We start from the raw sequence: 8,941 nt of genomic DNA on the forward strand, positions 1-8,941 counted from the left end.
AGGAAATAGGTGTTGATGAGCGCCGCAACTCGTCGTCCCAGCGCCTGATCCTGTTCGAGGTTCCCCGTCTCGAGGACCTCGAGCCTCATCTCAAAATCCGGATCGCAAATGAGAAGGGCCGGATCCTGCTCGTCGCCGTCGCTCAGACTATCCAGGAACCAGCCCTCGTCCGGATCCGGGTCGTCCGGATTAAGGTCCGCATTCAGACTCTCGACAAGGAACCGGGCGAGGCGATCGTTGATCCGCGTGCCATCATCTTCATCAAAGATGAGACGGGGCTCGCCGTGCGGATCCCGGACGACGTGCTGCCGGTCACGGCCGGGGCGGGCGAGGAACAAGGTCCATTGGGACGACGGGCTCACGGGCTTCTCCTCTCGGCATCGGGCGGCCAGAGAGGTCCAGGATCACCTCGCGGCCGTGCAGGGGAAGTCATGGCGCATCAGCGTGCTCCTGCGCCTCCGGACCTGCTTAGGTTTGGTTAATTCAATAGAGACAAGTCCGAGTTCTGGGCCTTTGTGAGCAACGGTCGGTGACCATTCTCCCGCTTGTCCCCGTTCTCCACGGAATTCACAGGGATTGGTATCTCGGCAACATCCTGATGACTGAAAGAGCAGGCTCACCCCACGGCGACTCCCGTTCTTTCCGGACCGTGTGGGATCCGGCAGCCTCAGGGCGATCCTCGTCCGGTCGAGCAGCGCTGGTCCGGGCTGATCTCCGTTGATCCGGGCCGTGTGACCTTGATGCCGAGGGCAGGGGACGGGGAGGGCAAAGAACAGGGACTCATAGCTGTCACATAACCAAGCGCAGCCACTATGGCGGTTCGTCCCGGATTTGCTCAATGAGCCGAGAGAGCGTCCAACGGGATCACCTGCACCGCTCGGCCGGAGCCATCAACAATCTCCAGACGCCATCCCCGCCACTCATCGGAACCTGCGGGCTCCTGGGCACGAAGCTCCTCGACGGCTTCCAGGGCGGAGACCACCGCCGCCTGGATGCTGGACGCCACGATGCCTTCTTCATCACGGATCCTGTTATCGCCATCCGTGAGGTTGAAGTAGTAGCGGGCTGGAACCAGGAGGGCCGTTGTGGCCTCGTGCCAGCAAGGAGCTGATGATAGGCCGGTGCCAAGACCCTCAGTCGACATCGCCTTGCCTTTAATGATGGTTGCCACGTTTTAGCCCGCCTTATTGGACTACCGACTGTGAGACATTGTCGAGTTCCACCCAGCCAGTACAGGTTGGAAGCTCGGGGGATGAGGTAGGCCCGGCTTCCTTCCACGCTCTCAACCCGGCACGGGTAGGTTCTCCGGTCTCCAGGAGGACGGTACAGGACGAGACTTCCAGCTGCGAGGCTATCAGCCAAAGGACCCTCAGAGCTGACGATTGCACCCGTGTCGAGTGGTTCACCGGCATCTGGCGCAGGGGCGATGTTTTGCTTGCCGGCGTGAACGCGTTCGAGGGCAGCAATGGCCAGACGGGCTCGGTCGCGATACCGGTTCATGACGAGTTTCAGAGGACCCTGCTCCTTGCCCGCATGCCAGGACAGGCCGCCTGCTCTTGCAAGCTCGGCCGCAACAGCCTCAACTTCATCCTCTGCCATGTGCCCCCGGCCCATCGAACCACTGCCGTTAAGCCTCAGGGGCCGTTTTCAGTTCCGCACGACAAACGTAGCAGTCCGCGGCAGACCGTCCCCAACACAAGATTGTTAACGCCTTCGGATGACAGGTCCGCGACCATTTCGTCTGGTTGGTGGCGGCATCAGGCCTGCAAAGATATCCTGTGTTGAATGATATTTAGTTCGAAATGCGCTATCAACATGTACCAGCTCTCCCCCGCAAGGGTCGCTCTCATCTTGTAAGGCCCTTGGGGTCGATCACCTGTTTGGTCTCTCAACCCAAGACACCGCCTATCAGCGCGAGGCAGCGGAGAGGCTGCACCTCCCAGTCCCACTGCTCTCGGACGACAGCCTGGAGCTGACAAACGCCATGCGCCTGCCGACCTTCGAGACCGGCGGGATGACGCTCCTGAAACGCCTGACGCTTGTGATCGAGAATGGCACCGTGCGTCACGTCTTCTATCCTGTGTTCCCGCCGGATCGAAGTGCCACTGATGTCGTGGAATGGCTGTCGCAGCGGCAGGTTCCATAAGGCGCCTTCCACACCGCGCCTCCTCTTGGACGTCTGCGCCGCATGGCAGCATGAGCGTTCGTGGAGCAGACGATCAGCCGTCTGGAATTTCCGGGACGCTGAATTGATCCGGAAGGTAAGCCAGAGGCGAATCCAGTTCGCGGGCGGAAATAGCTCTGGCCACGTGGAACCAAGGGTGTTCCTGAACCACTTCCGAACCTAAACCTCACGCTGCTCAGATGTGAGAACAGGGCATGAGCATGGATGTTGTTGAGGATGATGATCCGATCGAACAGGGAGAGGCGTCCTTAATCCGTCGTTAACCATACCGCTCGCATCGTCGCCGATGGGGCGAGCACGCGTGCAGGGGTGGATAAGCATCATCTTCCAAAGCAGCGATGGGTGCAGATTTACCGCCTTAGGCTGCTCTGGAGACAAATAGGTGCGAAACCGCCCAAGAACGCAGACAGAATCAAGGCCACGATGATCAATCTGCTCGAGATGCTTCAACCAGCAACCAATAGTCTGTTGGAGCTGCAACCTCTCATCACATCACCCGAGCTGCTCCCCTGGATCGGATCAGCAGTCTTGGTGTTCCTCGTGACGATCCTGGTGCCGGTGATGAGGTGGCGCAGACAAGCGGCTGCCATGGAGTGGCGCAGGACGTTGGCAGCCCGGGCAAGGGCCTGAGCCTAGCCTTCCAGGATCAAGTGAACGATGGGAAATGCACGGCCATGATCATCCCGCTCGGATCGACCTACCTCCCGGAATCCCATGCGCCTGTAAAATGACCGGGCAGCCTCATTCTGCTCGTTGACGTCAACGGACAGTTTCGGCGCCATCCGGCGCGCATACGCGACGAGAGCGCGCCCCAATCCTTTGCCATGCTGCTCCGGCGCGACGAACAGCGCATCGATCTTGTCCTCTGTCATGCCCATAAAGCCGAGAGGCTGGTCTGCATCATCGACTGCGACCCAGAGGATCGCCTGGGGCAGGTACTCGGTGCGGACGAGCCCAGAGTAGAAATCGATGTCAGCTTCGCTCAGGAAGAGGTGCGTCGCCCGGACCGCCCGAAGCCAGATTGCGAACAGGGTGTCCTTGTCGCTGAGGCGCGCTGGTCGAATAGAGATCATCGGGCTTATCCTGCTATCTGCTTCCCATACGCGGCCTAAGTCAAAATCGCAGTGTTCCGCAAATTTGGTTCAAGTGACGTAGAAGGGACAAGCGGCATACTCCGGCAATCGGCAACTGTCGCTAGCTGAGCAGATCGAGCGTCTCGCCGCATGAGCGAATGTGAGCTGCTTTAGAATTTTTCTGTCCTCGGTCAAGCATTGCGACACAGCTGACAAGCGTAGTTAGCATGGATAAACTCGCGGAAAATGACAAGAAACGAAGACCGACTTAAAGGAGACAAAATGACACTTCATGAACACATCCAGAAGCATTGGAAGACAGCAGCTGTTGTCGTTGTAGGCGGCTTTATTGCTTACAGCATCTCCTACTTCTGGTGAGGCGGCCTCAGCATGGTGTGAAGACCAGAAATTAACCAAACGTCGTTGCAGGAGCGATTGCCTTTCTCGAGTGGAGAAAATGCGGCGCGCTTCTGGCCCAATCAGGCGCGTGATCGGCGGCATCATGCCCAGTGGGAACGTCGCTGATCTGACAGCGAGAAGCCGCGCCCCTCTATCCACATGCCCCGCTGGGTCTCGCGCTTGACGCTGATCGTGTCTGATGTGAAGGTGAGGCAACTGCAGGACATCAACGGGGCCAATGCCGAGGCCGAAGGGGTCGACTTTGAGATTGCCGACCCGCCGCTCTGGTATGTGCCCTAGGCTCGACCGCATAGCCTGACCGCAGTTGGTATCGAAGAACCCGGCCGACGCCATCCAGAGCGATGCTGCGCGAAATTATGGGATTCCGTCAACAGTCCTGAGGCGTGGGCGAAGAACCCGTGGATCGTCGCGGTCACCTTCACTGTCTACCAGTGCAACATCGACCAGATGGAGCAGGCGGCATGACACCGGAGCGCTTTGCCCTGATGCGACAACTGCTGAACAACGCGAAATTCGACTGGACCGATGGCGACACGGCGTATCTGCGTGAGCCGGTCGATTTCATTCCGCGCTATCCCAAGAACAGCGTCGTGGTGGATCTGCCGCGGCTCAGAAAGATCGCTTTCACCCTGCACAAGGACCGTGTGGCAATGGTCGACCGCTCCGGCTCCCCGCTGACACCCTCGTTCATGATCGCCTGGGTGGAAGCGGAAGGCTACGTGATCCAGGCTTCCGCCTTTGAGGACGATGGGGATGGCGTGGCGCAAAATATGATCGGTTGCCCATGCCCAAAGCGCCGGAATCGATGATCAATTGTCTCTTTGGGATCATTGCAGCGCCCGATCCTCCTTAACAGGAATGGACTTTGGAGCCTCATCTGCTCTAACCCGATATCGTTCAGACGGAAGCTGTTCTCATCTAGCCAGACAAGATCGCAGTTCACGTTGTCGGTGTAGGTGTCAATCGTACCGGCCAAGGCCCCAAGCTCCGTTGCCAGGGCATCAAGCCACAACCGAGCCAGCTGGTGATTGATCCGCATGAGATCCTCTCGTGAGAGGATCCTGCCAGAGCTCCGGTTACGGGCTTCTTGTCAAAATTCTTATCACCGAAAATTGCTCGCCCCTGTCACTTCGTTGGGTGCAGGTTTAGTTCCAAGGTTCAGGTTCGCACCCGCGTCACGGATCATCTAAGCCATCTGATGCAGTTCGCTTCCGTGCAGGAGCCGCCGCGCAATGTCGGCCGTCTGAAAGGCAGCCCGTTCGCTCGGCGAATGCGCCGCCAGGTAGCGGCCGACCCCCATCAGGATGTGCCCGCCCTGGCGGGAATCGGCCCATTCCCCGAACTGACGCACCCCGGCTTCCAACATCTGGCAGGCATGAAACCCCGCATCCTCCCGGAGCAGTGCGTGCGCCAGCGCCGTGATCAGGTCATCGGGCGGGTGCCCCAATGATAGATGCTGCGCCACGAGGCAGCCCGCGGCATCCACCTGCCGCTGCCGGTCGAAAGCATCGAGCAAGGCCATGCGGATGCTTTGAGAGGATTGGGGGAGGCCATCCAGTCGAGGATCGCCTTCGTCTGGCACCCGCGCGGGCGGCACATTCAGATAGCGCGACAGATAGACCGCCATGGCACCATGGACAATGCCCCGGCTCGCCTCGGCCGCATCGTTCGGCAGGGTGCCGCTTGTCGCGATCCGCTTCAGGGTCTGGTGAACGGCATTGCTGTAGCTGAAGACGTGATGGGCCGTCTCCCAGTCGGAGTGCTCGTTGGCGGTCCCGAACTGCACCACCCGGCGCGCCGCCGCATAGGCCAGGGAGCGTGACAGATCCACAGGCGAGGCGCCAGCGCGGACGGCGGCCGTGAGAGCCTCCAGGATCTCATTGGGATCGTCGCCAAGGAGGGCCTCGGCCAAGACGACATGCTCTGACCAGAGCTCCCCGTTGGCCACGCCCGCAGACAGACCCTGAAGCTCCTGAGCTGCTGCCTCGCAGAGAGCAATAAGATCGACCGGATGGCGCCATGCCGTCGCTTCCTCGGCTCCCTGCGCCGACACCAGCTGACCAACCGCGCTCGGCAGGACCGCCGACGCGTGCTCCCAGCCGATCAGGTCGAGGCATTCGAAAGCCTTGTTGATGAAATCGAGCAAGTGTCCGCCATCGGCATAGACGCGATCCGCCGCGGCCGAGACCAGAAGATCAGCCAGAGCCGCAGGCGAAGCCCCGGTGGCAATCGCCGTGAGCAGGGTGCGCTCCGCCGCCTCCCTGTGCCGCACCTTCGTCCAATGCCGCAGCCAGCGCTTGAGCACGGCCAAATCGGGCTGGCTGGTGAGGGGCACGCGTTCGCGCCGTGGCGGCTGGCCCTCACAGTCTGCGGCGACACGGCGGGCGCCATGAAACAGGGCGAGGTAGGTTTCCTCCTCCGGCAACACCGGCAGCAGGTTGCCAAACGCCGTGAGGATGGTCAGGCCGACGCCCCAGCCGTCCCGGTTCTGGAGCCCGAAGAGCGCGACCTGCCGGATGATCTCGGAAGCTGGCACACCGGCCGCGAGTTGACCCCGCACAGCCTTGGCAATGACGAGGTCGAGATTGTGGGCCAAGCCTTCCTGCAGGCGCCGACGCCAATGGCCCACGGGGTCGGCATGGCCGAAGACAGGTCTCACCCATACCTCACCGGGCTCGCGGATCTCAACCGGGCAAGTCGGCACGTCGTCGGCCCAGAGATCGAAAGTGCAGCCGCTTGCCAGATCGAACCGGGCATGGTGCCAGTGACAGGTCAGAATGCCGTCCGCGACGCTGCCTCGCTCCAGCGGGAAGCCCATATGCGGGCATCGGTTGTCGAGCGCGAAGACGCGTCCTTGATCGTAGACGAGCAGGATCGGCGGATGCCGACCATGCACAACAACGCGGCCCTTGGCCTTCAGTTCGTCAAGGCTGCAGGCCCGCACAAACTCCGAGGTCAGCGTGTCCATCGCGGTTTCCGTCCAGCAGCCGCTCGCTTTGTGGGCGCGGTGGGCTCCCGCTGCGGATTATACCAGACCAACCGCACCTCCGTTAGTTTGGCCGTCAGGACGGCATCGTCAACTTAACGGAGTAAAGGCCGCCTCAGCTCGCGGGCGACCGTTACCGCATCGCGCGAAGTAGGACTGGGGCAGCGTTGTTGCCATTCGCCCGTCAGCTGCGCCTCCTAAGCGGCGGCAGGATTGATGGCATCCTCGGCCAACTCCGAAAGGATCTGATCGGTGTTCTCTTTCTCGATCAGGGTCTCCTGGATGAGCCCCTCAGCCTCAGAGAGACGCAGCTGCTTGGCCCATGCGAGCAACGTGCCGTAGCGGGTGATCTCGTAATGCTCCACCGCCTGGGCCGCGGCAATCAGCCCGGCATCCAGAGCCTCGCCACCGCTGAACTGCTGCAGGATCTCCTGCCCTTCCTCGATGATGCCCTGAATGGCCTTGCACTCAACACCCGCAGGCTTCTCGCCCAACAGCTGGAATACCTGCTCCAAGCGCTTCACCTGTCCCTCTGTTTCCTTCAGGTGGACAGCGAAGGCGCCCTCGAGCTCCTCAGCCTGCGCAGCTTCTGCCATTTGCGGCAGGGCTTTGAGAATGGCATTCTCGGCGAAGTAGGTATCTTTGAGCTGGTGCAAGAAGAGGGCCTTTAGATCCTTCTCAGCCATTCCCAATCTCCTGTCCTGACCTGTTGCGGCAGCGAGATTGATAATCCACGACGCATCCGGGCGTTCCGTGCAACTCTTTGTCTGAGGAGCGGCCATGGTCAGGTCGCATAGAAGGAGGCAACTGGCCTACGGACACCGGCAACGCTGGTGACGGTCCTGCGTTAGAACGAGCAGCCCACGCGCAGGAGGATCATAATGTCCATCGATTACCGCTCCGAGTTAAAGCGGCCCGTAACTTTGGCATTGGCTGGAGCTGCCATCCTGGGCTGGCTTCTAGCCCTTGGCGTTGGGCTCTCCTCCTTCGACCAGCAGCAGGAAGCCCAAACGGAAATAACCCGCCTTCAGCAGGCTAATGCCACTCTGCGACGGCAGCTCGACGAGCAGCAGCGCACCGGAGGAGCTCTGGCGGACTTGCAGGCCAGGGTAGCTGGTGCGGAGCAGCAGCTAGCCCAGGTCACGCAGGCTCGAGAGCAGACCCAGGCACAAGTTGCAACCCTACAGCAGACGGCACAGACATCTCAGCAACAACTCACGCAGGCAGCCCAATCCCGTGACCAGCTTCAGACTCAGCTCGATACCCTGCAGCAGTCGCTCCAGACAACCCAGCAACAGCTGGCCCAAGTCACGCAAGCGCGCGAGCAGGCCCAAGCGCAGCTCACCGCCACTCTGCAGGACCTGCAGGCGCAGCAGCAGCAACTGACGCAGCTCACCCAAGCTCGAACCGAGGTTCAGACCCAGACCTCCACTGCTCGACAAGCCCTGCAAGCCAATGAGCAGCGAGCCGCTGAGCTGGACCGCAGCGTCACGGCACTGTCGCAGCGCCTGCCGGAGATCCAGAACCAGCTACAGCCGGCGGAGCAACGGCTGGCATCTGTGAAGGAGGAGATTGCCACAAGCGAGCAGACGCTCGCGACACGCACGCAGGAAATGACCGATGTAAGCCGCCGGTTGGAGGAGGCTCGACGGCAGGAAGCAGCAGTTCGCGAGACGGTAACCCAAGCCACCCAGGAGCTGTCGGAAAGGAGATCAGAGCTCGCCGATGTCGAGCAACGCGTCCAGCAGGCGCGTGAGGCAGAAGCGTCCACTCAGACCGATCTTGCTAACCTCCGCTCGGAGCGGGAGCGCCTGACAAGGGAGCAGGCAGACATCCAGAACCAAGCAATTCAGCAACGGACTGATCTTCAGGCCCAGCTGGCAAGGGCAACGGATGACCTAGCCGCGCGCAACCGAGAGGTTGCAGAACTCGAGGGGCGGCTTCAGACCACTCGTCAGGAACTCGCTGATGCTCAGAGCCAGCTGGCCGGGGCAAGGCAGCAACTTGCCACGCCACCTGCTCAGGACACACCCGGAACAGGTACTCCAGCCGGTACCGCTCCCATGTCGCCTGAAACACCTCAATGATAAGCACGTGTGCCCTGCTCTTTATGCGTCAGTGCACGACGGAAAACGAGTAATGTGCTCCCTGATGTCAGCCCAAGTCAAAACGAACCCGGCGCAGAGCCGGGTTCATGTCGATGAGACAGTCATGAGCATCAAAAGGGCTGCTGAGTAACGCCTGATGCCATGGGTCTGTTCCTGCCGGCTGCCCGGT

General features: G+C 60.9%; 7 protein-coding genes and 1 pseudogene. 3 read left to right on the forward strand and 5 right to left on the reverse strand.

What is annotated here, in order from left to right; translation table 11 throughout:
* Both ACS5Q1_RS44710 and ACS5Q1_RS44715 read right to left on the reverse strand, forming a co-directional pair.
* On the reverse strand, positions 1-362 hold a 362-nt coding region (locus tag ACS5Q1_RS44710), incomplete at its 3' end, for a hypothetical protein (protein WP_473104255.1).
* Between the two features lie 473 nt (positions 363-835).
* Positions 836-1,171: a DUF6894 family protein gene (locus ACS5Q1_RS44715; RefSeq protein ID WP_473104256.1), complete on the reverse strand. Its 336-nt coding sequence runs from the start codon at positions 1,169-1,171 to the stop codon at positions 836-838.
* A 684-nt stretch (positions 1,172-1,855) separates the two neighbouring features.
* Between ACS5Q1_RS44715 and ACS5Q1_RS44720 the strand changes: the two are divergent.
* Positions 1,856-2,146: pseudogene (locus ACS5Q1_RS44720) on the forward strand (redoxin family protein); the annotation flags it as partial.
* Between the two features lie 671 nt (positions 2,147-2,817).
* Here the strand turns inward: ACS5Q1_RS44720 and ACS5Q1_RS44725 are convergent.
* Positions 2,818-3,258 carry an acetyltransferase gene (locus ACS5Q1_RS44725; RefSeq protein ID WP_473104257.1) on the reverse strand — a complete coding sequence of 147 codons (441 nt, stop codon included), beginning with the start codon at positions 3,256-3,258 and terminating at the stop codon, positions 2,818-2,820.
* An 881-nt stretch (positions 3,259-4,139) separates the two neighbouring features.
* On the opposite strand from ACS5Q1_RS44725, the gene ACS5Q1_RS44730 reads away from it, so the two are divergent.
* Positions 4,140-4,487, forward strand: coding sequence for a hypothetical protein (locus ACS5Q1_RS44730; protein WP_473104258.1), 348 nt, complete (start codon positions 4,140-4,142; stop codon positions 4,485-4,487).
* Between the two features lie 377 nt (positions 4,488-4,864).
* Here the strand turns inward: ACS5Q1_RS44730 and ACS5Q1_RS44735 are convergent, their stop codons facing one another.
* Complete coding sequence (locus ACS5Q1_RS44735; protein ID WP_473104259.1) at positions 4,865-6,646, reverse strand: Rieske (2Fe-2S) protein; 1,782 nt, start codon at positions 6,644-6,646, stop codon at positions 4,865-4,867.
* A gap of 215 nt (positions 6,647-6,861) precedes the next feature.
* Positions 6,862-7,350: a YciE/YciF ferroxidase family protein gene (locus tag ACS5Q1_RS44740; RefSeq protein ID WP_473104260.1), complete on the reverse strand. Its 489-nt coding sequence runs from the start codon at positions 7,348-7,350 to the stop codon at positions 6,862-6,864.
* Between the two features lie 195 nt (positions 7,351-7,545).
* Between ACS5Q1_RS44740 and ACS5Q1_RS44745 the strand changes: the two genes are divergently transcribed.
* Complete coding sequence (locus ACS5Q1_RS44745; protein ID WP_473104261.1) at positions 7,546-8,751, forward strand: hypothetical protein; 1,206 nt, start codon at positions 7,546-7,548, stop codon at positions 8,749-8,751.
* Positions 8,752-8,941: the final 190 nt, after the last annotated feature.

This window comes from Microvirga sp. GN3, assembly GCF_055792825.1.

Excerpts from the sequence above, each read along its gene's own strand:
- ACS5Q1_RS44735 (WP_473104259.1), bottom strand. The coding sequence starts at position 6,646 with ATGGACACGCTGACCTCGGAGTTTGTGCGGGCCTGCAGCCTTGACGAA.
- ACS5Q1_RS44725 (WP_473104257.1), bottom strand. The coding sequence starts at position 3,258 with ATGATCTCTATTCGACCAGCGCGCCTCAGCGACAAGGACACCCTGTTC.
- ACS5Q1_RS44730 (WP_473104258.1), top strand. The coding sequence starts at position 4,140 with ATGACACCGGAGCGCTTTGCCCTGATGCGACAACTGCTGAACAACGCG.
- ACS5Q1_RS44745 (WP_473104261.1), top strand. The coding sequence starts at position 7,546 with ATGTCCATCGATTACCGCTCCGAGTTAAAGCGGCCCGTAACTTTGGCA.
- ACS5Q1_RS44740 (WP_473104260.1), bottom strand. The coding sequence starts at position 7,350 with ATGGCTGAGAAGGATCTAAAGGCCCTCTTCTTGCACCAGCTCAAAGAT.